Origin of the sequence: Oscillibacter sp. 1-3, assembly GCF_000403435.2 — a bacterium.
Taxonomy (GTDB): Bacteria; Bacillota; Clostridia; order Oscillospirales; family Oscillospiraceae; genus Oscillibacter.
In genome coordinates this window covers 563,721-589,385 of sequence record NZ_KE159709.1, presented here as the reverse complement: position 1 = coordinate 589,385, position 25,665 = coordinate 563,721, and the positions used below count along the sequence as shown (strand labels likewise).

Sequence of the window (25,665 nt, the reverse complement as noted above, 5' to 3'; positions counted from 1 at the left end):
ATTCACCCGCGGCCGCCATATAAACTTTTTTACGGGACGCCGGTCTGACGGAACCGAAACGGCCCTCCCCCAAACAGACGTCCCACATTGATGATGAGATTATTATAAGAAAAACGCAGAGCACAAGCAATACTTAATTTGCTATAAAATTAAATTATCTTGCGAATTATCGCCCTGCCCCCATTGCGAAATCCGTCGGAACGTGATATGATGTAAAAACGAAAGGGGGATTGCCATGCTGCTGGAACGACTGACCTATGCCGATGATCTGCCAATGAACATCACGGTTGCAAACATTACAGAGGACCCGCTGCACTATCATCTGGACATTGAGATCACCTATGTGCTGCGCGGCTCCGTCCGGCTGAAAAACGGCTATCGCTGCTACACTTTGCAGGAAGGGGATATTTTTACCAACTCCGGCCACGAGGTACACAGCATCACCGCCCTGACCGAGGACAATGTAGTGGCGCAGATTCAAATCAGTACGCACTATTACTTCCAGTTCTTTCCCAATCTAAGCAAAGCCTGTTACCGCACATACAGCCGTAAGCTGGGGGATAAAAAGCACAACAGACTGCGGGAGCTGCTGCTGCAGATCCTGCTCAAGTACACTACCAGAGGGTTTAATTACAAGAGCAAATGCATCTATCTGATGGTGGATACCATCAAGCACCTGAACAAGTATTTCAATCTGTTTGCTTTCGATCAGGAGGTAGTGGTCGCCTTTGAAAAGAGCAATCCCGTGGCTGTCGAACGCATCAGCCGGATCTGCCAGTACATCTATCAGTATTATGCCGACAATATCACCTTGGAGGATCTAAGCGCTGTCGAGCATCTGAGCACCTACTATCTGTCCCATATCATCAAGAGCTTCACCGGCATGAGCTTTCGGGAGTTTCTGTGCTTCGCACGGGTAGAGTGGTCGGAGATCATGCTGCTGGACAGCGACGCAAAAATCAGCCGGATCGCCAGAGAGGTCGGGTTCTCCACCACGGCGTACTATAAGAAATACTTCAAGAAGTGGTTCAGCCTCACCCCGGAGGAGCATCGGGCCCGCTATCTGCCCCTGGTTAAAAGCGACCTGCGTCCCGCCGTTATGGAACCGCTGCCCATGAACAAAGCGGCGGCGCTGATCAGGCAGGTCTATGCCAACTACAATTTAAGGCGCGGAAACGGCGACATTGTCTCCAGCATCAATCTGGAGGTGGAAGTCGATACCGCCGCCGCGCTGGGCCGCTTCGAAAAGACGCTGACGGTAATCGTCACGCTGGACGACTACAAAGCGCTGGGGCTGCGGATGTTTGCTCTGCTGGAGTCTCTGGCGCCGCACCGGGTACTGCTGCTGCAGCGGGAAGAGGACAGCCCGGAGGATCTGGGCGCCGTTCTCAAGCTATTGCGCAGGGAGGGCCGCACGGCAAAGCAGCAGACGGAGACGGACTGTGTCCGCGGCGTATCTGCGGCGTATGACAGCATCCTCTATCCCATCTATCTCTTTCGGTGCTGCCTGAAATCGGAAAACGGCCAGATGTCCGTATTCCTGCGGGATACGGACTCGGCGGACAAGCTGCTCCAGGGACAAAGCGCGCTGGTGACCGCCAATGGAATCTGCAAGCCGTCCTATTACTTCTATCTGGCGGCGGCCCACACCCAGGGCAGCATTATCTGCCAGAGCAATCAATACTGCGTGGTCCGGGAAGAGCACGCAGATCAGACGGTCTTCAAGCTGTTCGTATACAACGCTGACAAAGAGCTGCTGGACCTGTGCCGGATGGACAGTACCCAGGAACAGGTCAAAAGCGCCGTCAACGACTTTAAGAGCGCGCTTGAGGTCAGCATGAACATACGCCTGCCGCCGGGGCAGTACGCAGTGACAAAGTACAGCCTGACCCGGGAGGGAAACATCTTTGGCTATATGGCGAATATGGGCTTTCCCGATGATGCGGCGGTCTTCTCCGGGTACTGCCCGGAGATCTACTCCGGTGCGCCTGTCTTGGAGGTATACCCGGACGATGTGCGTACCATACTGAATATTCATTTCTCCATCAAAAGCGCGGGCGCACAAATGGCCATCATCAGGCCGATCCAACAGAATGCATTCCCGTGACATATTTAAGGAGCCCGGCAGCCGCCGGGCTCCTTTGCGTGGAATCCCCGCTCCGCCCAGGGCGGAGCTCAGTCGAAGTTATAAGCTGTTACGATGGGAGCGCGGCCCTCCTGCCGGTCGGTAAAGGCCTCATACAGGCTGATGCCCAGGAAGGAGCCGTTGATGTTTATCACGTTGTCAAACCCGCGGCCCCGCAGCGCGCAGTAGGCATAGTAGGACCTCTGGCTGGAACGGCAGTGCAGATACACCGGAATATCCCGGGGAATTTTGTCCAGATTTTCCCGCAGGGAGGACAGGGGAATATTATGGGCGCCTTTGATGTGGCCCGCCTCAAATTCATCTGCCTCCCGCACGTCCACGATGTATGCGCCGTTCTCCACCAAAGAGCGCACCTCGCTCACATGTACCTGCTTCAAAGCGCCGCACAGTACATTGGAGGCCGTCAGCGCCGCCATGTGCACCACATCCTTGGCCGTGGCGAACAGCGGGGCGTAGCAATGTTCAAACTCTTTCAGATCCTCCACGGTTCCGCCCATGCCAATCAAGGCGGCCACAGCGTTGATTCGCTTATCCGCCTCTCCGCCGCCGATGGCCTGTGCGCCCAGCAGACGCCCCGTCGGCACCTCAAAGAGCAGCTTGAAGGCAAGATACCGGCAGTCCGGCATAATGCCGACCTTATCGGAGGCAAAAACGGTCACATAGTCATAGGGAATTCCCGCGGCCTTTGCGGCCCGCTCATTCAGACCGGCAGCGGCGGCATTCAGGCCAAAGACACGCAGGCAGGAGGAACCGACAAATCCCCGGAAAACCGATACGATCCCGCAGATATTGTCTGCGGCGACACGGGCCTCTTTCTGGGCCACGCCGGCCAGCGCCAGACGGCCAGGTTTTCCAGTCAGCAGATCGGTGGTCTCCGCTGCGTCGCCCACGGCGTAGATGTCGGGGTCGCCGGTCCGCATATGCCGGTCCACCTTAATTCCGCCGGAATCGCCGATCTCCAGCCCGGCCTGCCGGGCAAGCGCCGTCTCCGGAGCCACACCAATGGCCATGACCACCGCATCGGCGGGAACCGTAAAGCTCTCGCCGTTCCGCTGAGCGGTAACGCCTTGGGGCCCGATGGCAGTAACCGTGCTGCCAAGCCGCAGGTCTACGCCCCTGTCGATGATCTCCCGGTGGAACATCTGCGCCATATCGTAATCAAAGGGGGTCATCACCTGATCCAGTCCCTCCAGCAGCGTCACACGCTTGCCAGCTCTGCACAGGTTCTCGGCGACCTCGATCCCGATAAAACCGCCGCCCACCACCGTTACATTTTGTGTGCTCTCCTGATCCATGCAGGCCTTAACCCGGGCAATATCGGTGACATTGCGGACGGAAAACACCCGCTCGCCGTCGATCCCCGCAATGCTTTTGGGCATAACAGGCGAAGCGCCCGGGGCCAGCACCAGCTTGTCGTAGGCGAATTCCCTTGTCTCGCCGGTGATTACGCTCCGTGCCGTTACGCGCTTTGCCGCTCTGTCGATGGCAATGGCCTCTGTATTGACCTGTACGTCAATACGATACTGAATGCGGAAGCTCTCCGGCGTCATCATGACCAGGTCGCCCTCCTCCGCCACGATGCCGCCCAGATAGTAGGGAAGCGAGCAGTTGGAGAACGATACATGCGCGCCCCGCTCAAGGATGGTGATCTCCGCATGTTCGTCCAGCCTGCGGACACGGGCCGCCGCGGAGGCCCCTCCGGCTACGCCGCCGATTACCAGTAATCTCATTTGCGCAACACTCCTTATGATTTTTTCAGATTTGCTTTTCAAGGCAGCTGGTCCTTCCAAGGTAATCTTACCATTGTCTCGCCGTGCATTCATCGTGTTGTTTGCTAACTATATTGCGTTTATTTTGAACTATCTTGTTTTTTCGAAAGAAAGCAACTACACTGATGTCACGCGGCAAAACTATTACTTTTGAGGGGGCGGATTTGCATGAGAGATTATACTGCACTCTCCCTGGAGGAGAAAGAAACGTTGGTAAAAAAGGCGATGGATGTGGGTTTTCAGACGGAAACGGATTACGGCAACTGTATCCAAAGCTGCCTCAACGGGCTGTATAGCGCCTTTCCGGACATTGGAATTACAGAGGATATGCTGCAATGCTCTTTTGGAATTGCCGGCGGCTGCGGATGTTCTCTTCTTGGCACATGCGGCGCACTGAACGCGGCGGCCTGGGTTATCAGTCTTTTCTACGGCCGTCCCATTGACGATCTTGGCGGCGACTACGAGCAGTGTCACGTTATGATCCGGGAGATTGTGGAGACGTTCCGCCAGCGGTACGAGGGTATTCTCTGTCATGAGGTGATGACCCACAACATGGGCGGCGTATATGATTGGAATACCCCGGAAGGCGACGCGGCCTATATGGCGCACAACGGGACGTTCCACTGTGCGACCGCCGTGGCCTATTGTGCGGAGATCATTGCCCGGATGATCGTGGACGGTAAACTCAAAAAATAGCCGGGTGCGCTATTGCCATTTCAAACTACAAGGAGGATCTACAAAATGAGCTTTACTAACAAAGTGGTCGTTGTAACCGGCGCCGGCGGCGGAATGGGTACCGCAGTCATCAAAAAGTTTACGGACCAGGGTGCGAAGGCGGCTCTGCTGGATATTGACGAGTCGCTTTGCCGCCGCACTGCGGAAAAGCTGCGCCTGAATGAGGACCGCGCTTTTTGCATCAGTGCGGATGTTGCCGATGAGAAGGCGGTCAAGGACACGGTGGCAAAGATCGTAGAGCACTACGGCCGCATTGACGCCCTGGTCAACATTGCCGGTATCGCCGGCCCCAGCGCCCGCACGGAGGACTATGCCTTTTCCGAGGTGAAGAAGGTATTTGAGATCAATGTCTACGGCACATTCCTGATGATGCAGAACGTCCTGCCCATCATGCAGGCCCAGAAGAGCGGCGCGATTGTCAATCTCGGCTCCGTATCCGGAATGTTTGGCTATCCCTTTGAGATTGCCTATGGCGCCAGCAAAGCGGCGGTGATCCACATGACCAAAAACGCCGCCAACGAGAACGGCGGAAACGGCGTCCGGGTCAACGCCATCTCTCCCGGATGGGTAAACACAAATATGATGAAAAGTATTTTGGCCAGCTATAAGGACGTGGGCTTTGAAAACAGCGCCGACAATGTGACCCTGGGGCCCATGAAGCGCCCCGGCGAACCGGAGGAAATGGCCAATGCTATTGTGTTTCTCTGCTCCGAGGAGGCATCTTATATCAACGGCACCAACTTCCTGGTGGATGGCGGCATGACGCTGGGGTAAAGCGCAAAGAGATTATCCCGGGAACGCCCGGCGAAGAGCCATGCCCAGATTGTTCATGTTATAAAAGACAGTCAAAACCTCCGGCTAAACCGGAGGTTTTGGCTGTCTTTGAATGCGGTGCGCCATGGCCGGCGCAGCCGGCTCCAACTTTGCGGCCGGCGTCTGTGGAAATTTTGACGATCCCGTCAGTATTCCCCGGCTCCCGTTTCTCTTCTCCTCCTGCGGGGATGTTGGCGCCAGGCTGATGAACAGCGAGGGCGGCAAGCATATGTCCGATCTGCTGGAGAGGCCGGTTTTCCGTCAGGCGCCTGGGAATCGGCGAAATCAGCGATCATTTCATCACAACCACGCTTATGTGAAACAAGACATCGCACGAAGCAATGAATATGCAGAGGCTTATAAAATATTAGGCCATGTTTGAAAAACGGCGGAATGCCCAGCGGCGAGAGATTTTTTCGCCAATCAAGGCAAATTTTTGCAGGCGGGCTGACGCCCGGCAAGAACATTTAACGCAGAGTGGCGGATCAAGATCCACCGTTTGGGCGTTTTGACTTTTTTCAAACAGGGCCTAAAATAGAAGCAGATTTTTGGGGATTGAATGATTACCCGAGCGAGTCCGGACTCCAGGCGGCACTTTATGTAATCGTCCACACATTGACGGGGACAACTGGTTTTATCATAGAGCGTCCGCCTGCACCGCTTGTTCACACATCCCGCATAATCCCGCAGAACTCATTTCACGTCCTCAATATCTCCAGCTTTAGCTGTATGGATGTCCTATGCCGGCAACAAGAATTGGTATCGTAATACTGTATCTTCTGACAGCGACACGGACATTAAATTTGATGCGTTCAGCTGCGAAATAGCAGGACGATTCTCAGCTTTTCTCTGTAAGACGCGCAGAGTAGAATAATCAGTTTTCCCATTCGCTTCTCAATAAGCGCAAAAATTCCTTGGAAGCCTTTGAAAAAACCTGATACTTTTTCCATACAATGCAGAGCCCAGCCTCCAAAGTTGGGTAGAGCGGGCGGAAACTAAGCTCGCTGTCCCCGGTAGTGTTAATGATTTTGTCCAGCGTAATGGCGTAACCAATGCCCTTTTTTACAAAGAGAGACGCATTAAAAATCAAATCATAGGTCATGACAATATTCAGCTTGCTGACATCTTTTCTAAGCCACGCCGCCATATCGCTGCTGATGGATGTCTGGTGCGACACAATAAGGGGCTTGTCCCATAAGTCCTCGGCGCATATGACGTCCTTCTCTGCCAGCGGGCTGTCCTTTCGCATGAGAACCCCCCAAATATCGCTGATGGGAAGCCGCATGTAATCATACTTGCTCACATCCACCGGCCCCACCAAAAGCCCGAAATCAATTAGACCCTTGTCTAGCTTTTCCATTACAACCCCAGCATCGCCGCTGTGAATATGGTAGTGGATCAGCGGGTACTTCTTTTGCAGTTTTCCCGCCACTTGGGCAAACAGGGAAACGGCATCCGTTTCCCCTCCGCCGATATAGATTTCCCCATTGATATTCTCATCCGAACCGGCCAATTCCGCCTTCGTCTTTTCCAGCAAATCAATCATTTCTTCTGCGCGCTTACGGAGCAGCATCCCGTCCTCCGTAAGCGTGACTCTTTTGCTCCCGCGAATGAGCAGCTTTTTCCCAAGCTCGTCCTCCAGGTCTTTCAACTGCCGGGAAAGAGGGGGCTGTGTCATCCGCAGGGCTTCCGCCGCCCTGGTGATGCTTTCTTCCCGTGCTACCGCAAGAAAGTATTGCAAAACTCGTATATCCAAAGGAACACCTCCCTTGTTGTTTCTGCACTTGATTATAACAAGAAAACACATACCTTTCAAGTATGTGTCTTTATTCTTTATATGTATTTGATATTTCATGGTTGAGTCTATATAATCGCATCGTAAGGAGGCGGAGCGATGACAGAGAAAACAAAGCAGGAGGAGGCTGTTGTCACCAATCTTGCGGATGCCGGATGTGACAATGAACTGATCGAGCAGTTTATGGACCTTCTGAAAACCGGCAGGAAGGAAGCGGGAGTGTCTCTGCTGGCAAAACACCGCCGCTTTTTGCTGGACTGCTACCATGCGGACCAAAAAAGAATCGACTGTCTGGACTATCTGATCTACAAAATGAATCAAAATCAGTAAGGAGAATTTAGCCATGGAAAATAAGGAAACGCGCACATTCAGAATTGATCCCAGTATTGAGATGAAGCCTGTCCACTTCAAAAACCGTTTTGGAATTGAGCTGGCTGGCCACCTCTATCTGCCGGAGGGCTATGCGGCGAAGAAGAACGCCGCCATCATCGCAGCCGGCCCCTTCGGAGCGGTGAAGGAGCAGGCGGCGGGCCTCTACGCCCAGCAGTTTGCCTCTATGGGCTTCGTGTCCCTGGCCTTCGATCCGTCCTTCGGCGGAGAGAGCGGCGGTGAGGTGCGCAGCACTGCCTCCCCGGACATCTTCACCGAGGACTACAGCGCCGCCGTGGACTACGTGGGCCTGCTGGACTGCGTGGACCGGGAGCGGATCGGCGCTGTGGGTATCTGCGGGCTGTCCGGCATGGCCATCACCGCCGCCGGGACCGACACCCGGATCAAAGCGGTGGCCACCCTCTCCATGTACGATATGTCCCGCGACATGAGCCGGGGCCACATGGACTATTACACCGGGGAACAGCGCATGAAAATCAAGCAGTACCTCAGTGAGCAGCGGTGGCGGGACGCGGAGAGCGGAACCTACGCCCTGGGCAACCACGAAATCGGCTTTGATGAAGCGGGCAATCCGCTGACCGCCGCCATGGAGATCCCGGAGGAACTGCCGGAGGGCGCCGACCCCGTTTTCACCGCTTTCTTTCAGTATTACGCAAAGCGCGCCCGCCATCCCCGCGCGGTGAATTTCGTGTCCTCCTGGACAGCGACCATGCCGGTGTCCTTCTGGAATTTCCCGCTGATGACCAACATCAAGGAGGTGTCTCCCCGCCCCATTCTGCTGATCGCTGGCGAGAACGCCCATTCCCGGTACTACTCCGAGGACGCCTACGCCGCCGCCCAGGAGCCGAAGGAGCTGGTCATCGTCCCCGGCGCGGACCATGTTGACCTCTACGACAACTTTGAGAAGATTCCCTTTGACAAGCTGGAGGCCTTCTTCAAAAATCATCTGTAATCTGAACGCAGCAGGAGGAAATTCCGATGAATACTATGCCGAAAATTGCGCTGGGCGCATGGTCCTGGGGCATTGGCGCGGCTGGCGGAGATCAGGTGTTTGGAAGCCGTCTCTTTGAGGACGATCTGCGCCCGGTGTTCGATAAAGCGATGGAGTGCGGCCTGATGTTGTGGGACACCGCCGCCGTCTACGGGGAGGGGACCTCCGAGCGCATTCTGGGCAGCTTTGTCAAGGACGTATCCCGTGAACAAGTGATCCTCTCCACCAAGTTCACCCCGCAGATCGCCGGCGATTCCCCGGAGGCCATGCAGGAGATGCTGGACGGCAGCAAGGAGCGCCTCCATGCGGACGTGGTGGACATTTACTGGATTCACAACCCCATGGATGTGGAGAAGTGGACGCCAAAGCTGATCCCTCTGGCGCAGAGCGGCCAGATCAAGTCCATCGGCGTGTCCAACCACAATCTGTCGGAGATCAGGCGGGCGGGCGAGATTTTGGGAGCCGCCGGACTGAAAGTTTCCGCCGTTCAGAACCACTTCTCCCTGCTGCACCGTTCCTCCGAGCGTGCCGGGATTCTGGACTACTGCAAGGAAAACGGCATTACCTTCTACGCCTACATGGTGCTGGAGCAGGGTGCGCTGTCCGGCAAGTACGATACCGCCCGCCCCTTTCCGGAGGGCAGCGACCGGGCCAGATGCTATGGCCCCGTCATGCCGCAGTTGGAAAAGCTGATGGGATCCATGGGGCGGATCGGCGGAAAATACAACGCCTCTCCCGCGCAGATCGCCACCGCCTGGGCCATCGCCAAGGGAACTCTGCCCATCATCGGCGTAACGAAGGCGGAGCAGGTGGAAGCCGCCGCGAAAGCTGCCAAGATCGTACTGACGGCGGAGGAAGTCTCTGAGCTGGAAACCCTGGGCGACGCCGCCGACATCAACACGCTGCGGGAGTGGGAGAGGGAGATGTGAGCATGAGGGTTTTGCTGTTAAACGGCAGCACCCGCAAGGACGGCTGCACGTACCTTGCCCTCTCGGAAGCGGCAAAGGCGCTGAACGCCGAAGGAGTAGAGACAGAGATCGTCCAGATGGGCGGCGGCCCTGTCCGGGACTGCATCGGCTGCAACGGCTGTGCCGGGAAAGGCCAGTGCGTCTTTGGCGATGACATGGTCAACGAGGTGATTGCCAAAGCGAAAGAGGCGGACGGCTTTGTGTTTGGCTCTCCGGTCTGCTACGCCCACCCCAGCGGGCAGATTCTGTCCCTGCTGGACCGGGTCTTTTACGCCGGTGTAGAAGGATTTCTTCACAAGCCCGCCGCCGTTGTGGTGACGGCCCGCCGGGCCGGGACCACGGCCTCCCTGGATGTGCTGAACAAGTATCTGCTGAACGCAGAAATGCCCATCGTATCCTCCACCTATTGGAACATGGTCTTTGGTCCTGCGCCAGAGTTGGTGAAACAGGACAAGGAGGGCCTCCAGACCATGCGGAACCTGGGCCGGAACATGGCGTGGCTGCTGGGATGTATTGAGGCGGGCCGTCAGCAGGGCCGCACACCGCCCCAGGCAGAGCGGGAGCACTGGACCAATTTTAACCGGTAGGAGGCGAAAACATGACGGCAGAGGATGTGATCAAGGGGTTTCGGGAGGACGCGCCCGAGGACGCGGAGCGGGCGGCTTACGCCAATGAGCTGTTCCAGGAGGCCATCCGGCTGGGGATGGAGCTGAACAATCAATACCATACCCCGGAGGAAATCCGGGAGATCATGGGACGGCTGACCGGGAAGGAGATCGCCCCCGACTTCCGGCTGTTCCCCCCGTTCTATACGGACTTCGGGAAAAACATTACCATTGGGCAGGATGTGTTCATCAACTCCGGCTGTCACTTCCAGGACCAGGGCGGGATTGAGATTGGAGATGGCGCGCTGATTGGACATAATGTAGTCCTTGCCACCATCAATCACGATCTGCCCCCCGCCAGAAACAGGAAAAACCACTATGCACCCATTAGGCCTTGTTTGAAAAATGTCAAAACGCTCAAACGGTGGATCTTTATCCGCCACTCTGCGTTAAATCTTCTTGCCGGGCGTCAGCCCGGCAAGAAAATTTGCCTTGATTGGCGAAAAAATTTCTCGCCGTTGGGCATTCCGCCATTTTTCAAACAAGGCCTAAAATCGGCGCTCATGTATGGATTGGCTCCAACGCCACGATCCTGTCCGGCGTTTCCATCGGAGAATGGTCCGTGGTCGCTGCCGGAGCGGTGGTCACAAAGGATGTGCCGCCTATGACGGTAGTGGGCGGCGTTCCCGCTCGAACGATCAAGAAAATTACACTTAAAGCTGCAAAAGAATCCGCATAAAACGGAGGACACAACATGAAAAAAAGGTTTCTTTCCTTCACTATGGCAGTCTGTATGCTGTGCCTTTTGGCGTTGACTTCCTGCTCGGCGGCGGAAGTTCCCGCCTCCGACAGAAGTTTAGAAGCGAAACCGCTTGCCGCTGATGCCACGCAAACCGCCAGCTTCTCTGACGTTCCCGCTGGCGCGTGGTATGCCGATGCGATTGCTTATTGCCAACAGCACGGCATCATGAGCGGCACTTCCACCACCACCTTTGAGCCGGAGGGAACCCTGACCCGCGCCATGCTCGCCGCCGTCCTCTACCGCATGAGCGGCAGTCCTACCGTTTCAGCCCCGCCTGCCTTTACCGATACGACTGCCGACGCATGGTACAGCGACGCGGTATCCTGGGCCGCAGGCAACAGCGTGATCTCCGGCTATGGCGGCGGTACATTTGGTGTGAACGACCCCACAACGCGGGAGCAGGCTGTTACGATCTTGTGGCGCTATGCGGGAAACCCGGAGAGCGGAACGGCTGTGGACGTTTCCGACGCTGCCTCTGTTTCCACCTGGGCGCAGGCGGCGGTCCGCTGGGCCGATGCCAACGGCATCCTGGAGGGTATGACGGAAAACCGCCAGTTTGCCCCGAAGACCAATATCAAACGAGGAGAAATTGCCTCTATGTTGTACCGCTATTTGAACAGCAGCAGCCAGCCGGAACCGGCAGCGGGCGGCAAAACCTTAGTAGCCTATTTTTCCGCCACCAACACCACCCGCCCCCTTGCGGAGTATGCGGCGGATATTTTGGATGCCGATCTCTATGAGATCGTGCCGGAAGTTCCTTACACGGACGCTGACCTCGCCTATTACACCGGGGGACGGGCCGATCAGGAACAGAACGATTCCACCGCCCGTCCCGCCATATCCGGGAGCGTGGAGAACATGGCGGACTATGACGTGATTTTCCTGGGCTATCCCATCTGGCATGGGCAGGCTCCCCGGATCATCAGCACCTTCCTGGAGAGCTATGACTTCACCGGGAAAACCATCATCCCCTTCTGTACCTCCCACTCCAGCGGCATCGGCTCCAGCGATACAAACCTCCACGCTCTCGCCAGCGGTGCAAACTGGCTTGCCGGACGCCGGTTTGCCGGAGGGACCACCAGAAGTACGGTAGAGGACTGGATCAACAAACTGGCTCTGCCTCAACCAGAAACGGCGGTGGACGCGGTGACTTCCGCCACCAGCAAGGCAGGATTCAACTTTGAGACGAAGAGCGTCACCCTCAACAGCGGCTATGAAATGCCCATCAATGGCCTGGGGACTTACAGTCTCCACGGGGAAACCTGCGTCAATTCTGTGAAGTCCGCTTTGGCCAGCGGGGTCCGGCTCATCGACACCGCCTCCGCCTACGGCAACGAGGAAGAAGTGGGGCAAGCCGTCCGGGAAGCCATGGCAGAGCTGGGCCTTCAGCGGGAGGAGATTTTCGTCATCACGAAGATCTACCCGGGCAGCGAGATGGCAAACCCGGAGCAGGCCATCCAGGCGTGCCTGGACCGGCTGGACCTTGGGTATGTGGATATGATGCTGCTGCACCACCCTGACCGGAACGACGTGAAAGCATACAGGGCGATGGAGAAGTTTGTGGAGGATGGAAGAATCCGCTCCCTGGGCCTCTCCAACTGGTATGTGGAGGAGCTGGAGGAATTTCTGCCCCAGGTGAACATCACTCCGGCGCTGGTTCAAAACGAGATCCACCCTTACTACCAGGAAAATGATGTGATTCCCTACATCCAGGATTTAGGGCTGGTGGTCCAGGGCTGGTATCCCCTGGGAGGCCGTGGCCACACGGCGGAGCTGCTGGGAGACGGGGTGATCTCCGGCATCGCACGGGCCCACGGCGTATCCTCCGCCCAGGTTATCTTGCGGTGGAATCTCCAGAAGGGCGTGGTGGTCATTCCCGGCTCCAGCAATCCCGACCATATCAAGGAAAATACCGATTTGTACGGTTTTGCGCTGACAGATGCGGAAATGGCGCAGATCAACGCTCTGGACCGGAACGAAAAACACGATTGGTATTAACAACACAAGAGCGGCATAACTAGGCCATGTTTGAAAAATGTCGGAATGCCCAACGGCGAGAGAAATTTTTGCCGGTTAAGGCGATTTGACGCCGCCATACTTTGTGTGTGGCAAGGAACATCAACGCGGAACGGCGGAAAAAGATCCGCCGTTTGGGCGTTTTGCCATTAAAACAAGATCCGCGCGGCAGGGGAAGCTATACCCTGCCGCGCGAAATTCAACTGTCTTCCGCCAAATTCATGGCTTCGGCCATGTTTGAAAAATGTCGGAATGCCCAACGGCGAGAGATGTTTTCGCCAATCAAGGCAGATTTTTGCAGGCGGGCTGACGCCCGGCAAGAACATTTAACGCAGAGTGGCGGATCAAGATCCACCGTTTGGGCGTTTTGACTTTTTTCAAACATGGCCTGGGCGGCAGGAGGCATTATGACAATCAAACAGGTACCATATATTCCGGAAACCGCGTTGCAGCAAAATATCTTCAACGCGGCCAAAGCAGCGGAGCCCGCCTGATGGGAACTGCCGAAAAGCACCTGCGGTCTCCCAAATGCCGCTGCCCTCATATCTGCATCAGAATGGGTCATCCTCTCCAATCTAGTAAGCGCTATGGTAAGATGCTCTCTGCCCATTTTATCACGCTTTCCCGCTTTGGGGAGATCTGATCAGCGGTTCCCTAACATATGACGCAGGCGCTTGATGTCCTCATGATCTGACAGCCCCATTTCCGCAAATTCGTCTACAATACTTTGGCATTCCTGCAGACGATTTTGCCGAAAATACAGCTGTGCCAGCCGGCATTTTCCAAAGATAAATGCCGAAGCCTGCTCCAAAGACGCACTCAAGCAAATATAGAGCTGTAAAAATGTCTCCCGCCCGCCGCTGACTTGATCTTCCAGAAGCAAACCAGTCATCTGATCCAAAGCGTCCAGGGTCTCCCCTCTCCAGATCATTCGGTAGAGGTCGCCATATTTCCGCAGGAAAACGGCATCGCCGATTTGACACAAAAAGGGGTGGTTCACAGCCAAAGCTTGGATCGTCTCCGCCAGCGCGTATTTTTTAACGCTCTGGTTCTTCTCCAGCCGGGATAGCAGGTCTTCCACAAGGTCGTCCGGGGCGTCCCGATACAGGGCGTCCAGCAGTTTGGGCTCCTCCAAAAACAGCGCCGTGTTGGCCTTGCTGACAGCCTGTCCGCAGCGGGGGAGGAGCATCTGCGCCACGGCCCGGAGGTCCTCATCGCCCTGCTTTTCCAAAGCGGCCCCTGCCTCCAGCGCTCTTTGAAGCAGCAGGGTCCTGCTGCTCTGCGCGCTCTTGTCCGTACACTCCCGATAGGCGGTCTGGGTGATGGGATCTGCGGCAATGGCGCGGTATTCCCGCAGTTTGTCCGCCGGGGAGAGGGCGGAGCTCCGGATGACGCCGGTGGTGTCAATCACTGCGTTAGAGTAGACGCATTGCAGGAAATTCCGGTTCTGAGAGCTGACCGGACCAAAGGCAGAGAGGAAGTCAATGGCATCGCTGTAGAGAAGAACATCCGTCTGAAACCGTTTGCGGTCATACCGGTAAGAGAGGGATTTCTCAAAAATGCGGTAATGATGCAGAACCGATTTGTCGATGCCCATCCGGCCGGCATGGCGCAATGTCTTGAAGCTCCAAAGGGTATCCATGCCATAGGGCAGAGCCGGAACAGCGTCAAAGGACTCTGCGCGGAGGCATTCCATGCGAATCAGCTTGCCCCACAGGGGGCGAAAGAACACATGGTACCATGGCAGAGCATCTGCAAAAGCCGCTCTGGACAATATAAGCGGTTCCTCCAACTTGCGCAGGCTTTTCGTCCCGCTTTTGACATGGTGCATCACGGTTCCCGTACAGGCAATCTCCAGCCGGTTCTCCTCCGCAAACCAAAGCATATGCTCTAAAAAGTCCGGCTCCCACCAATCATCGGAATCCAAGGTTGTATAATAGCGGCCCACGCCATACTCATGGGGAACGCGGGAGCCGGGCGCTGGTAAAGAGTTCTTCTCGTGGCGGATCAGCTTGATCCGATTATCCTTTGCAGCATACTCCTCCAGAATTTCCTTGCAGCCGTCCACAGAACCATTGTCAATCAGATAATACTCAAAATAGGGATAAGTCTGGTTTAATACGCTCTCCACACATTGCCGAATATAGGGCCTTGTGTTATAGACCAGGGTGCATATCGTAATCATAATCGGTTCTTTCACTATGCTCCGCCTCCTTCTGCCGGCTGATTTGAGCACGTCTTTCAATCGCAGCCGACGGTTCCCCTGCCCTACCGGACAGGCAGGATCGGTTTGCCCTTCTCCGAGCCAAGCTCCCACGTATCATCGTGGATGAACGCGCTTGCAACCGGCTGAACGATCCGGCACCCCTGGCCGAACAGGGCGATTAAATGTCTGTTGGCGGCGTCCAGCGAAATCGGCTCTCTTCCAAACAATGCCAGGTACTCCGCTGCAAACGACAGCGCGAACGCCTGGATTTGCAGCGGCTGTTCATAGGAGATCCCCTCATCCTCCCGGAAGACGGCCCTGCCGCTCTCGTCAAAGAACAGGAGCGCCCGGTCACCGTCTACCAGAAGGGGCTCCAGCGCCAGCCAAAAACCTGCCAGGGCATTCGAGAGATCCCGGTGATAGGCAGGATAGGCAGAGCCGCAGGCGGACAGGATCTGGGGACTCTCAATCAGGTCATGCTGGGTAAGGCGTCTGGAACAGTACAGCCCGAGCATCGGTTTTCGCAGACGCTTCTCCAAGTAATATTGGACGGTTCCCCAGGCGCAGAAATCAAAAACAGCCGTTCTCCGGCCATGATATAAATCCAAGGATTCCAAATATCTCTGATAGTTCGTCCGCTCCCAGGCGGATCTTTTTTTGATTTGCGGGAGATAGCGGTTCAGATACCGCAGGGTTGGCGCTTTCTCTGCGGCGCTGTCCAAGCGTTCCGGATCAGAGGACTCCGGCTTGACCCGAAAATACTTTTCCAGCAATTCTCCCTTCGTGAGATAGCAGGTGATCCCCTCCGCTGCCGCCGCCAAATCCTCCTCCGTTTCAATCGAGGCGCCCTGCAGCGCACTGCGGGAGGCCTTGAGATACTTCAAGGCGGTCTCCGGCATATAGCCGTATTCCCGCATCAGCTGTCCCATGTGGAAAAACAGAAACCCGTCCCGGGATGGAAACAGGAATTCCTCGATTTTATGGTGTTTTACCTGTACAGAGGCCCATTGCATGAAGCTCAGAGCCCAGGGGCCTATAAAACCATATCCAATCTGTTCCGCCTGAGACAAAACGACCCTGCCCTTTGTTTCATGTAGCGCAAAGGGGTCCTCAAACAGCTTAGCGCACATCATCCCCAGCGCCAGCCGGTCTCCCAGCCCTTTGGGCGGCTCTGCCAGCAGCGACCGTATGCTGGAGACCGCCAGCAAGTCATACCCGCTGTAAATCCGCCAGGCATCCAGCCCTGCCTTCCGCGCCATTTCACCATCACGGAAAGCATCATCGCCAATGTGCAGGACGGAGCCTCCGCCGCTCCTCTCCAACAGCCTGGCAAACAGCGTACCGTCGCGTTTTTCGGCGCTCTCCCGACTGGAGATCAGCAGTCCGTCCCATCCGGTGATACCGCAGTGTTCCAGCAGCATCCGCATGTCGTTTTCGGACAGGTACATATCCGATGTGAGAAAAACGTGTTTGCCCAGAGCTTTTGCGTATTGCAGGGCCTCCACCATTTTCCTTCGGGGGAAAACCGCAGCCCTCTCCCAACTCAATTCCCGGCTCCGCCAATCCCGGCAGTCCTCCTCTGAAACTCCCATCTGATGGAGACACGTATAGATGTCATCCAGCGACGCCCCATAGCCGCAGGCCTTTTCCGCCTCTGCGCGCAGCTTTGCATAGGGCTCCCGGCGTCCAATGGCGGCAAGATCCCGCTCCACCAGGGAGAATATGTCCTTTGGCTGCAGGACGCGGCGTCCCAGGAGCGTATCGAAAACATCGAAGGAGACGACATTGTGGGCCGCAATGGCCGCTTTCAGGTCGTCATAGGAGCGCTTCCAATACTCCAATCCAGAGGTGTCGTAAGTATCCCCGGCCTCCTCCTGCCGCTGGCCGGCGTAATTGTAAACGGTGATACCGTGGTTTTCCGCAAAGCCCTTGATTCTCTGATAGATCAGGGGAACAAATGCAGACCTGGCGATGATGATAACCCTCTTGGATACTGCCGCCGCTTCCTCCAGAGACAGCACCCTTTTTCCATAGTATGTCTTCCCGACATTCTCAGGGTCCTGGTCCAGCAGGCCCGCAAAGGTGAAGCCCTCCGTCAGACTCAGCACCGCCGGGGTATTTCTTCCGATTCCATACAGCACCAGAGGCTCCTGCCGGAAGGGCGCCAAGCCCTTTTGAAAGGCATCCGCAACCATGCGCTGTTCACGATCCCAGTTGTCCATGTTTACGGCCTCCCCTGTTGTCCCGCCGGAAGCTGCTCCGCCACCGGAACCATCCGCTGGTTGGCGGGGCCGCAGCCCCCGCAATGCCGGCAATAGGAGACATATCCCTTTGGAAGGCAGGCCAGGTCATAGGCAAGCAGCTCCTCCTTGCGCCCTTCCTCCGAACCGGAGAGATCGAAGCTGTCTCCCGGCTCCTCCGGATAGAGACCGCCTAAAGCGGCGCTGGCATTCAGATGACAGAAGTAGTATTTTTGACCGTGAATCCCGCGGAAAGGCTCCCGGCAGTTCCGGCGAACTGCGGTCAGCTGTTCTGCCTTCCAGGAGGAGCGGTCCTCCGGCGGGTGGTTGAAATCCAGCCATGCGCTGGATGCAGGGGCGGCGTAAGCGATTCCCCGCCGCTCCAGTTCTTCAATAAAGCGGTCCACTTTCGGCCGAATTGCCGGTACGCCCGCCCGGTAGTCGCCCAGGTCCACCTTGATTTGGTACCGTACCATCAAATCCAAAAGCCCCTCCTCCGGCAAGACGGTTCCATTGGAGAAGAATACCAGGTCATTGATTCTGGAGCGGTACCGCTCCGTGATGGTCTTTGTAATCTTTTGGACATCGGGGTGCAGGAAGGGTTCTCCGCCTAAGATATTGAACTGGTCCACATGGTCCACCCAGCGGAAATAGGCGTCCACATCGGACAAAAGATCCTCCGCCGGATAATGGCCGCACTGTCTGTAATAGGGCATCAGCATATTGCAGTGTCGGCAGCGGAGGGTGCAGCGGGAGGTAATGGACAGGTCCACTCGAAAGAGATACAGCTCCTGTGCATCAAGACAGCGGTGCATTCCTGTAAAGTACCAGCTGCCGCAAAAGTCCAGGTGTTCAGCCAGCCCGCGGCGTTCAAGCTGCCAGCTGATCTCGCCGTATGCCAGGGAGGCGACAATACACCGTCCGTCTCCCCGTTTCAGAAAAAATTCCTCCGGGGAGAGAACAGGACGGCCTTGAAACAGCGTCCCCCATGCTTTCTCATCATTGTCAACAAAGGCGGTAATGTTCAACCGGCCGTCAAACAGGGAGCACAGCTTCAGGGCAGAGGCGGATGTGCCCCACACATAGTAGGGTGCATCCTTTGGCCAGCGGCCGGCGAACTCCTGGATGAAGTTGTGTATATCCGTTTTACTCATGTGATGTCCCTCTCCTCAGTTTCAGGGTTTCCCGCCATGCCGGCAGGCAGCTGCTCTCCCGCGGGAACGGCATGCTGGTTTGTACCGCGCCAGCCTCCGCAATGCCGGCAATAAGCCACATAGCCTTTGGGAGCGCAGTCGAGGTCGAATGCGAGCAATTTTCCTTTATCCTGATGTTCTGATGCAGACAAGTCAAAATAGTCTCCCGGCTCTTCCGCACAGTATTCCGATAGGGACGCGCCAAGACCCATATAGCAATAGTACAGTTTTTCATCATACAGTGTCTGACAGCGCACTCCGCAGTTCCTGCAGACCTCAGACATCTTCTCCGGCCCCCAATTTGTTCTGTCCTCCGCCACATAGGTTAAGTCCACCCAATCATTTGCAGGTAAACTGTAATCAATCCCATGGCTCTCCAATACCTGGAGAAACAGGCCGACCTGAGATCGAATGCCAGGTACGCATTTTCTGTAATCACCTAAATCCACTTTGATCCGGTACTGTTTCATGATTTCAAGCATCCGGTTACTGGGCGTGATCGTTCCGTTAGAAAACAGTGATAATTGGCTAATTCTTTCACTGTATCGCTCTGCAATTTGTCCTGTGATCTCTTCAATATTGGGATGCAGAAACGGCTCGCCGCCCAAAATATCAAACCGCTCAACATAATCCACCCAGCGAAAGTAAGAATCAACGGTGGAAAGCACAGCCTCTGCGGAGTCGTGCCGATGCCGCTTGAAATATGGGATTTTCATGCTGCAATGCCGGCAGCGGAGTGTGCAGTATGAGGTGATAAACAGATTCGCTCTAAGAAGGTGCAGCTTCCGGCAGGCCATATATCGGTGAATCCCCAGAAATCTCCAGCTGACGCACATATCAGCCCCATTGACAAATCCGCGGCGTTCCAAATTGAAAATAATCTCCCCGTATGCAATGGAGGCGATGATACATTGCGTTCTTCCCCGCTTTGCGAAAAACTCCTCCGGCGAGAGAATAGGGCGGTCAAAAAGCCGCGTTCCCCATTTTCCGGCATCGCTGTCCACAAACCCCAAAATGTTCAGACGGCCTTGGAACAGGGAACAAAGTTCCTCCGCAGTATGCGATGTACCCCAGATGTAGTAGGCCGCGTCCATTGGCCAGCGTCGGACAAACTCCTGGAAGCGGCTTTGATGGTCCTGATACTCCATAGGTCCCTGCTCCTTTCTCAGCCAATATCCGCGTAAAATCTGGCGCCGGAGCGGACCTGCGCCAGCTCCGCCTCGTTCAGCTGCTCAGCCGGGCGGAAGCGCCGGGAATCCTCGCACATTCCGTCACAGTATGCGCAGGCGGCAAGATGGGTCTTGGCATAAATCCTCTCGATTTTCTCCCGCTGCCGCTCCGGTGCAAGGGTGTCGTCGAACAGGTCAATGTACTCGCTGTAATCGTTCGCAATCCCCAATTCCTTGCAGCGGCGGCAGGGGCCGCAGGGGTACATCACACCGCCGATCAGATCAAAGGAGAAGTGATATTTTTGGGGGTATGCGCACTTTGCAAACTGCTGCCGGGCCTCCGCCTCTGTCTGCGCCCGCCTGACGCTGAGATCACCAAAATCGATGAAGCCGCCGCAGTGCGGGTCCGTCTCTGTGTAGTTGCGCACAACATGGTCAATCCCTCGGGCAGACAGCAAAGCATCTATTTCCTCCGCCTTTGCGGAGAGAGCCTGTCCGTAATTGTCAATCAGGAAGTGAAAATGGCAGCCGAACCCCTCCACTGCCGCCAGCAGCTTCTCATTGGGAACGATGGTCCCGTTGGTGATAATCCCGAAAGTGCCAATTTGGTCCCGGTACTTCCGCAGTTCCAGCACAAGCTCATCAAGCGCCGGGTGAAGCAGCGGCTCGCCGCCGGAGACCATCAGCTTGCGGATGTGAGGCACGACTGTGAAATACCGCCTCATCATCTCCTTTAGAAAGTCTATGGAATAAAGTTCCGGCCTGTCATAATAAGGCGCATAATTGCTGCAAAGCCTGCATTTCAGGTTGCAGGCCATGGTCAGAACGATTCCTGTCTGGTACATTTCCAGCTGTTCCATCGGCGATCCTCCTTGTCTGCCAGGTTAAAATATCCAGGGAACTTCTCCATTCCGGTGGAGCCTTTCCACCCGGAGACCTTGTCTTTCATAGGGGCGGAGCATTTCGGCAATGTCGTCTTCATAGCGGTAGCTGCAAATCAGCATCATATCCGGGCGAAGCTCCGGGATTTCATCGGGATGGTGGATGGGCAGGCCCTCCTCCAGCGTCCCCCGCACCGTTCGGTCGCTGTTGAACAGCATCCACTCAAATGCCGCAGCGCCAAAGTGCGTTTGATATAAGTCCATAATTTTCTTGGAAAAATTGCTGTTGGGGTACAGCCCCACCCGCCGGTACCCCTTTTCGTACAGCAGCTCCCGCAGCCGCTCCCGGCGGGCCTTCTCCGTATAGCCAGTCTCCTCTGCCCGCCGGTAGACATCCGCCACACCCTGGATGATCTCCAGCCTCTGGGTACAAACAGCCTCGCACTTTCCGCACCCAATGCAGGGGTTTTCCCCGGAATCAGGCGTCCAGCCGTCGTCGTAATACAGCTTGCGGAAGATCTGCAGGTTATACAAAAGCTCCTCAGGTCCCTGTCGGTTGTAAGCGGCGGCGGGGTCAAACAGCAGCGCGTTGCGGGCCTGCATCAACGCATAGGTGGGAATGCCTTGTGGGCATCCGGCGCAGTATTTGCATCCGGTGCAAAAGCCCTTGAGGTCAGAGACCTTCGCCATGACCCGCTCCATGCGGGCCTGCGGCGTCTCCGGGTCCGGAGCGGAGAGTACGCCAAGGCTGTCCTCCAGCTCCTCCAAACTGCTGACACCGCCCAGCACGATGTCTGCCGCCGGATGGGCCCTCGCAAACCGAAGGGCGGCGTGAACGGTGTTCCCGCCGTCCTCCCTTCCGCAGGCAAAGGAGAAGTAATTCCGGTTCTGCGCAATCAGCCCGCCGCCCAGGGGATTCATCACCGCCACGCCAATCCCCCGGCGGGCCGCCGCGTCCAGAACCGGGCGCATTTGGACGGCGTTCAGCAGGGAATAGGACACGGTAACGCCCTCGAATGCACCGCTCTCAATGATTCGCACCATATCCGCAGGAGGCGCGTGAAGGGAAGCGCAGATGTGCTCGATGATGCCGTCGTCCCTCAGGCGAAGCGCGCCCTCATAGATGCCGCCCGGCGCCATGATATGTCGGAAGTCCTCGCAGCTGCCAATGCTCCAGCAAATGAAAAATTGCGCCTTCAAAAGCCCCATAGCGCTTAAATGCTGCCTTACCCGCTTCACTGCATCGTCTGCCGTGCGGTCCTCGCCGTATTGAACCTTTACTGTAACGGAAAAAGGACGCGTTGTCCGCCGAAACGCATCTTTCAAAATACGGGAGGCCATACCGGCAGAGTAGCTGTGACCTGTGTCAATATAGTTGACGCCGGATTCCAATGCCCGTAAAACCAGGTCTACGGACCGCTTCAATCCAACATCATCCTCCGGGCCGCTGACCGGAAACCGGGCAGTCCCAAGGCCCAGCGGGAAGCAGCCTTCATATACGCTCATATGACATCCTCTTGCAGCTGTTCCGCCGCCGGATGCCGGGGCAGAATGGGCTCGTATTTGAACCTGCAGTACCGGCAGGAGCGCCGGGCGCGGGTATAGAACTCCCGGATGATCTCCCGTTTTTCCTCCCGGCTTTTGCTCGCATCCCGCAGGTCCACAAAGTCCCCGTCCTTAGGCGGGAACAGGCCCATCTCCAGCATAAAGCAGGAGTTGGAACAACGGTGCAGCTTCCCGTTGAAGCAGTGCATATTCCGGCAAAGGGCCTGGGGACAGTTTTTTGCATTGACCTCCAGCACATCCCCCGGCTCTTTCAGGTCATGGGGGTTATTGTTGTCGATCCAGCCATCGTAATATTGGTCTTCCCCATAGTATTTTTTCAGGCGCAGATCAACGCCGTTCTGCTCCGAAAAGGCTATGAACCGCTCTCTGGCCCGAGACAGTTTGCCGTAGTCGCTGACCATTATGGTCACGTCCCCGCCGTAGGCCAGGATCGCCGCCTGTCCGTCCTCATTTGGGAAGACCGTTCCGTTGGTCTCGATAATCAGCCGGTCAAACCGCTCCCGGTATTTCCGGACGTAGTCCAGCAGCCGGGGAAAGTCCCGGTAGACAAATACCTCGCCGCCCACAAACTGCAGCCACTCCACACGGTCAAAGAGCGCGAAGCAGGCGTCAATGTCCCGGCACACGTCCTCCAAAGGGATGTCCCGCCGCTTCACCGGACCGTTGAGAAAGTCACAGCAGAGCCGGCATTTCAAAGAACAGTTTGTTGTTGGCACAATGGCCAGGCGGCGGGCTACCAATTTTTCTTCCACGAGTTTTCCTCCCGATTCGTTTTCTGCCGTTCTGGTTCCCGGCGCAAAAGCCGCATCCAACTGCTCCTCCGGAATAAACCGAGACTGTTCCAGCAAAGGCCGTCACAGTAAACGCAGGGATGCCGGCGCGTTCCGCGCAGAGCCTGCGCCGCAGCGCCGCCGGGATGCAGAACCGCTCAATTGCCAGTCGTTGCAATGTGTCTGGTAATATACTTCTCCATCCATTTCCGTTCAAACTCCAAAAGCTCCGGTGCGTTCAAAAACGCCTCCTGGCACACCCGCAGCTCGCCCTCCATGTCCTCCAGCTGCCGTTCGCATCCCGAAATTCCCAGCCGATGGATCTTCTCCACCATGGAGATCATAAACGACCACTCAAAGTACCGCCAGACCGAAGCGCTCTTCGGAAACAGCCCGCTGAGCCACTCCGTCCGGGTCCGATAGGCCCGCAGATACTCCTCCAGCGTCTCCGGTGTCAGCAGCTGGTGGTTTGTCGTCCAAGCGGAGTTATTTCCCTCGTGGCGGTAGAAGGTGTATTTTGGCAGTCCATGATAGGCCACCCGCTCCGCCCCTGCCAGGAGCCGGTACATCAGAGCAATATCATCATAGGCCCCCTCCTCCGGGAAGCGCAGGTGCTCCGCCAGATCCCGGCGAAACATCTTCGTGGGAAACGCCATGTTGTACTTCTTGCGCCACATCAGCTCAATGAGGGCCTCCTCCGCATTCATGACCCTCCTCTCATCAAAGACCTTGTCTGCCGCGCCGCAGATGGCCACATCGGCGTTCTGTTCCGTCAGCAGCTCCAGCAGAAATGCCAGAAAATCCGGCTCTGCCCAATCGTCGTCGTCGATGAAGGCGATATACTCACCGCCTGCCGCGTCCAAGGCAGTATTGCGGCCTGCGCCGATGTTGCCTCGTTCCCGGTGAATCACCCGGATACGGGCGTCGCGCGCGGCATATGTATCGGCAATCCAGCCGCTTCGATCTGTAGAGCCGTTGTCTACGATGATAAACTCAAAGTCGTGATACGTCTGATTCAGAATGCTCTCAATGGCACGGGGGACCAGGGACTCACGATTGTAGGTCAGCATGAGGACTGAGATCATACGGCTTCCTCCCAAATTTTCCAGGGCGCGCGCTCGCCGGCCCACAGGCTTTCCAGCAATCCCTTGTCCCTCTGGGTGTCCATGCACTGCCAGAAGCCGCCGTGCTTGTAAATGCCAAGCTTTCCCTCTCGCGCCAGGGTCTCAAAGGGGGCACGCTCCAAAACGCACGCCTCCTCGGCGCCGAGATAGTCAAATACGCCCGGCTCCATGACCATAAAACCGGCGTTGATCCAACCGCCGTCCTCTCTGGCCTTCTCCCGGAAGCCGGATACGGTGGTTCCCCCCTCGTCCAGATCCAGCACGCCGAACCGCCCGCCGGGCTGGATGCCTGTCAGCGTCACAGTTTTGCCGGAGGTTTGGTGCTGCGCCAGCAGGGCGCGCAGGTCCACATCGCTGACTCCGTCGCCGTAGGTCAGCATAAAGGTCTCATCTCCTATGTACCGCTTGACCCGTTTGACCCGGGCGCCGGTCTGGGTGTTTAATCCCGTGTCCACCAGCGTCACTCGCCAGGGCTCCGCCACATTGGCATGGACGGTCATTCGGTTTTCTGCCGAAAAATCAAAGGTCACGTCGGAGCGGTAGAGATAGTAATCCGCGAAGTACTCTTTGATGATATGGCCCTTATAGCCGCAGCAGATCACGAAATCGTGGAAGCCGAAGGAGGAGTAGTACTTCATGATATGCCACAGGATCGGTTGACCGCCGATTTCAATCATGGGCTTGGGCCTGAGATGACTCTCCTCGCTGATGCGGGTACCTAGGCCTCCGGCCAGAATCACGACCTTCATATTTCATCCCTCTCAATCAGATGGGCCACCTTCCGATATGCTGGGCTGGCCTTCAGCGCCGTCACCGCCGGATCATCCGCCGGACAGGCCGCCAGAACCGTCCGGACCTTCTCCGCCAGGGCCAGTAACTCCGGACTGGGCGGCGGGGTTTGAAGCTCCGGCGTATTCTTAGTCAAAAACTCCACCATGGGCATCATAGCCGCACAGGAGGCAAGACCCGTCCGCAGAAGCTGCGCATAGGACGGCGCGTCTCCGCTGTCCAGGGCGTCAAATGCCTGGACGCAATACCAGCCGAATCGGTGCATGGGCGGAAGGACAAAGATCCGCTCCTCCCGCAGAACCTCCCCGGCGTAGCACAGCGGCAAAAAAACTCGCTCCACCTCCACAAATCGGCGGGCCAGCGCCATCTTCTGCTCGACATCTTCCCACTCCTGCATCGCCGCAAACACCAGCCCGCGGCTCCAGCAGAGCTCCTGCGTATTTTCTGCTGACACGGCCCCGGTTAAGGAGATCAGTTCAAAAATATCTCCGCATCCGGCCAGCCCCGCGGCCAGCAGATCCATGATCTCGATATTCAGCATTCTGCCCTTTAGCGGGAAGCGGACGCCGCGCCTGATGGCATGATCCAGGGCCTCCGGGGGAAACACGGTCCAATCCTCCACGGTGGCGAGCAGCTGCTCTAAACGGGAGACGTCCTCCGTCTCCAGAATTGCGGCGGCAGTTCCAAGCTCACATTT

The 25,665-nt window shown here is 56.5% G+C and carries 22 protein-coding genes; 10 read left to right on the top strand and 12 right to left on the bottom strand.

The annotated features are described in order from the left end of the window. Positions 1 to 235: 235 nt before the first annotated feature. Positions 236 to 2,107 carry a helix-turn-helix domain-containing protein gene (locus tag C816_RS15360; RefSeq protein ID WP_016323317.1) on the top strand — a complete coding sequence of 624 codons (1,872 nt, stop codon included), beginning with the start codon at positions 236 to 238 and terminating at the stop codon, positions 2,105 to 2,107. Positions 2,108 to 2,175: 68 nt separating this feature from the next. Here C816_RS15360 and C816_RS15355 read toward each other — a convergent pair whose 3' ends face one another. Beyond that, entirely contained in the window at positions 2,176 to 3,876 is a 1,701-nt protein-coding gene (locus C816_RS15355) for an FAD-dependent oxidoreductase (RefSeq protein WP_016323316.1), read from the bottom strand. Between the two features lie 207 nt (positions 3,877 to 4,083). Between C816_RS15355 and C816_RS15350 the strand changes: the two genes are divergently transcribed. Continuing rightward, positions 4,084 to 4,611, top strand: coding sequence for a C-GCAxxG-C-C family protein (locus C816_RS15350; protein WP_016323315.1), 528 nt, complete (start codon positions 4,084 to 4,086; stop codon positions 4,609 to 4,611). Between the two features lie 45 nt (positions 4,612 to 4,656). Then, positions 4,657 to 5,424, top strand: coding sequence for an SDR family NAD(P)-dependent oxidoreductase (locus C816_RS15345; RefSeq protein ID WP_016323314.1), 768 nt, complete (start codon positions 4,657 to 4,659; stop codon positions 5,422 to 5,424). 913 nt (positions 5,425 to 6,337) lie between these two features. Here C816_RS15345 and C816_RS15335 read toward each other — a convergent pair. After that, positions 6,338 to 7,219, bottom strand: coding sequence for a LysR family transcriptional regulator (locus tag C816_RS15335; RefSeq protein ID WP_016323313.1), 882 nt, complete (start codon positions 7,217 to 7,219; stop codon positions 6,338 to 6,340). A 138-nt stretch (positions 7,220 to 7,357) separates the two neighbouring features. On the opposite strand from C816_RS15335, the gene C816_RS15330 reads away from it, so the two are divergent. The 7 genes from C816_RS15330 to C816_RS24580 all read left to right on the top strand — a co-directional run bounded on the left by C816_RS15330 (position 7,358) and on the right by C816_RS24580 (position 13,401). Beyond that, the gene (locus C816_RS15330) at positions 7,358 to 7,588 is read left to right on the top strand and encodes a hypothetical protein (protein WP_016323312.1); all 231 of its coding nucleotides are present in this window, start codon (positions 7,358 to 7,360) and stop codon (positions 7,586 to 7,588) included. Positions 7,589 to 7,601: 13 nt separating this feature from the next. Next, entirely contained in the window at positions 7,602 to 8,600 is a 999-nt protein-coding gene (locus tag C816_RS15325; RefSeq protein ID WP_016323311.1) for an alpha/beta hydrolase, read from the top strand. 26 nt (positions 8,601 to 8,626) lie between these two features. Then, positions 8,627 to 9,568 (top strand): aldo/keto reductase, encoded by a 942-nt coding sequence (locus C816_RS15320; protein ID WP_016323310.1) that lies wholly within the window; start codon positions 8,627 to 8,629, stop codon positions 9,566 to 9,568. Positions 9,569 to 9,570: 2 nt separating this feature from the next. Then, complete coding sequence (locus C816_RS15315; RefSeq protein WP_016323309.1) at positions 9,571 to 10,194, top strand: flavodoxin family protein; 624 nt, start codon at positions 9,571 to 9,573, stop codon at positions 10,192 to 10,194. 514 nt (positions 10,195 to 10,708) lie between these two features. Next, the gene (locus tag C816_RS22935) at positions 10,709 to 10,951 is read left to right on the top strand and encodes an acyltransferase (RefSeq protein ID WP_196803647.1); all 243 of its coding nucleotides are present in this window, start codon (positions 10,709 to 10,711) and stop codon (positions 10,949 to 10,951) included. Positions 10,952 to 10,966: 15 nt separating this feature from the next. Then, a complete protein-coding gene (locus tag C816_RS22930; RefSeq protein WP_016323307.1) occupies positions 10,967 to 13,012 on the top strand; it encodes a flavodoxin in 2,046 nt (681 codons plus the stop codon). 107 nt (positions 13,013 to 13,119) lie between these two features. Beyond that, positions 13,120 to 13,401 (top strand): hypothetical protein, encoded by a 282-nt coding sequence (locus C816_RS24580; RefSeq protein ID WP_207636942.1) that lies wholly within the window; start codon positions 13,120 to 13,122, stop codon positions 13,399 to 13,401. 272 nt (positions 13,402 to 13,673) lie between these two features. On the opposite strand, the gene C816_RS21990 is transcribed toward C816_RS24580, so the two are convergent. The 10 genes from C816_RS21990 to C816_RS15255 all read right to left on the bottom strand — a co-directional run. Next, positions 13,674 to 15,230: a glycosyltransferase family 2 protein gene (locus C816_RS21990; protein ID WP_016323306.1), complete on the bottom strand. Its 1,557-nt coding sequence runs from the start codon at positions 15,228 to 15,230 to the stop codon at positions 13,674 to 13,676. A gap of 68 nt (positions 15,231 to 15,298) precedes the next feature. Beyond that, the gene (locus tag C816_RS15295; protein WP_016323305.1) at positions 15,299 to 17,458 is read right to left on the bottom strand and encodes an HAD-IA family hydrolase; all 2,160 of its coding nucleotides are present in this window, start codon (positions 17,456 to 17,458) and stop codon (positions 15,299 to 15,301) included. A gap of 2 nt (positions 17,459 to 17,460) precedes the next feature. Beyond that, positions 17,461 to 18,630: a radical SAM protein gene (locus C816_RS15290; protein WP_016323304.1), complete on the bottom strand. Its 1,170-nt coding sequence runs from the start codon at positions 18,628 to 18,630 to the stop codon at positions 17,461 to 17,463. After that, entirely contained in the window at positions 18,627 to 19,817 is a 1,191-nt protein-coding gene (locus C816_RS15285) for a radical SAM family protein (protein ID WP_016323303.1), read from the bottom strand. Before C816_RS15285 ends, C816_RS15290 begins: the two co-directional genes overlap by 4 nt. A gap of 17 nt (positions 19,818 to 19,834) precedes the next feature. Beyond that, positions 19,835 to 20,698, bottom strand: coding sequence for a radical SAM protein (locus C816_RS15280; RefSeq protein WP_016323302.1), 864 nt, complete (start codon positions 20,696 to 20,698; stop codon positions 19,835 to 19,837). A gap of 24 nt (positions 20,699 to 20,722) precedes the next feature. Beyond that, entirely contained in the window at positions 20,723 to 22,225 is a 1,503-nt protein-coding gene (locus C816_RS15275) for an aldo/keto reductase (RefSeq protein ID WP_016323301.1), read from the bottom strand. Beyond that, positions 22,222 to 23,037, bottom strand: a complete 816-nt coding sequence (locus tag C816_RS15270) for a radical SAM family protein (RefSeq protein ID WP_016323300.1) — start codon at positions 23,035 to 23,037, stop codon at positions 22,222 to 22,224. Before C816_RS15270 ends, C816_RS15275 begins: the two co-directional genes overlap by 4 nt. A gap of 176 nt (positions 23,038 to 23,213) precedes the next feature. Next, on the bottom strand, positions 23,214 to 24,140 hold the full coding sequence (locus tag C816_RS15265) for a glycosyltransferase family 2 protein (RefSeq protein ID WP_016323299.1): 927 nt from the start codon (positions 24,138 to 24,140) through the stop codon (positions 23,214 to 23,216). After that, positions 24,137 to 24,928: a glucose-1-phosphate cytidylyltransferase gene (gene rfbF, locus C816_RS15260; RefSeq protein ID WP_016323298.1), complete on the bottom strand. Its 792-nt coding sequence runs from the start codon at positions 24,926 to 24,928 to the stop codon at positions 24,137 to 24,139. The genes C816_RS15265 and rfbF overlap by 4 nt, the downstream gene beginning before the upstream one ends. Beyond that, positions 24,925 to 25,665 (bottom strand): calponin homology domain-containing protein (locus tag C816_RS15255; RefSeq protein ID WP_016323297.1); only part of this gene is annotated, 741 nt, incomplete at its 5' end. The genes C816_RS15255 and rfbF, both read right to left, overlap by 4 nt.

Coding starts and splice junctions, on each gene's coding strand:
- C816_RS15360 (WP_016323317.1), top strand. CDS start 236: ATGCTGCTGGAACGACTGACCTATGCCGATGATCTGCCAATGAACATC.
- C816_RS15355 (WP_016323316.1), bottom strand. CDS start 3,876: ATGAGATTACTGGTAATCGGCGGCGTAGCCGGAGGGGCCTCCGCGGCG.
- C816_RS15350 (WP_016323315.1), top strand. CDS start 4,084: ATGAGAGATTATACTGCACTCTCCCTGGAGGAGAAAGAAACGTTGGTA.
- C816_RS15345 (WP_016323314.1), top strand. CDS start 4,657: ATGAGCTTTACTAACAAAGTGGTCGTTGTAACCGGCGCCGGCGGCGGA.
- C816_RS15330 (WP_016323312.1), top strand. CDS start 7,358: ATGACAGAGAAAACAAAGCAGGAGGAGGCTGTTGTCACCAATCTTGCG.
- C816_RS15325 (WP_016323311.1), top strand. CDS start 7,602: ATGGAAAATAAGGAAACGCGCACATTCAGAATTGATCCCAGTATTGAG.
- C816_RS15320 (WP_016323310.1), top strand. CDS start 8,627: ATGAATACTATGCCGAAAATTGCGCTGGGCGCATGGTCCTGGGGCATT.
- C816_RS15315 (WP_016323309.1), top strand. CDS start 9,571: ATGAGGGTTTTGCTGTTAAACGGCAGCACCCGCAAGGACGGCTGCACG.
- C816_RS22930 (WP_016323307.1), top strand. CDS start 10,967: ATGAAAAAAAGGTTTCTTTCCTTCACTATGGCAGTCTGTATGCTGTGC.
- C816_RS15295 (WP_016323305.1), bottom strand. CDS start 17,458: ATGGACAACTGGGATCGTGAACAGCGCATGGTTGCGGATGCCTTTCAA.
- C816_RS15290 (WP_016323304.1), bottom strand. CDS start 18,630: ATGAGTAAAACGGATATACACAACTTCATCCAGGAGTTCGCCGGCCGC.
- C816_RS15285 (WP_016323303.1), bottom strand. CDS start 19,817: ATGGAGTATCAGGACCATCAAAGCCGCTTCCAGGAGTTTGTCCGACGC.
- C816_RS15280 (WP_016323302.1), bottom strand. CDS start 20,698: ATGGAACAGCTGGAAATGTACCAGACAGGAATCGTTCTGACCATGGCC.
- C816_RS15275 (WP_016323301.1), bottom strand. CDS start 22,225: ATGAGCGTATATGAAGGCTGCTTCCCGCTGGGCCTTGGGACTGCCCGG.
- C816_RS15265 (WP_016323299.1), bottom strand. CDS start 24,140: ATGATCTCAGTCCTCATGCTGACCTACAATCGTGAGTCCCTGGTCCCC.
- rfbF (WP_016323298.1), bottom strand. CDS start 24,928: ATGAAGGTCGTGATTCTGGCCGGAGGCCTAGGTACCCGCATCAGCGAG.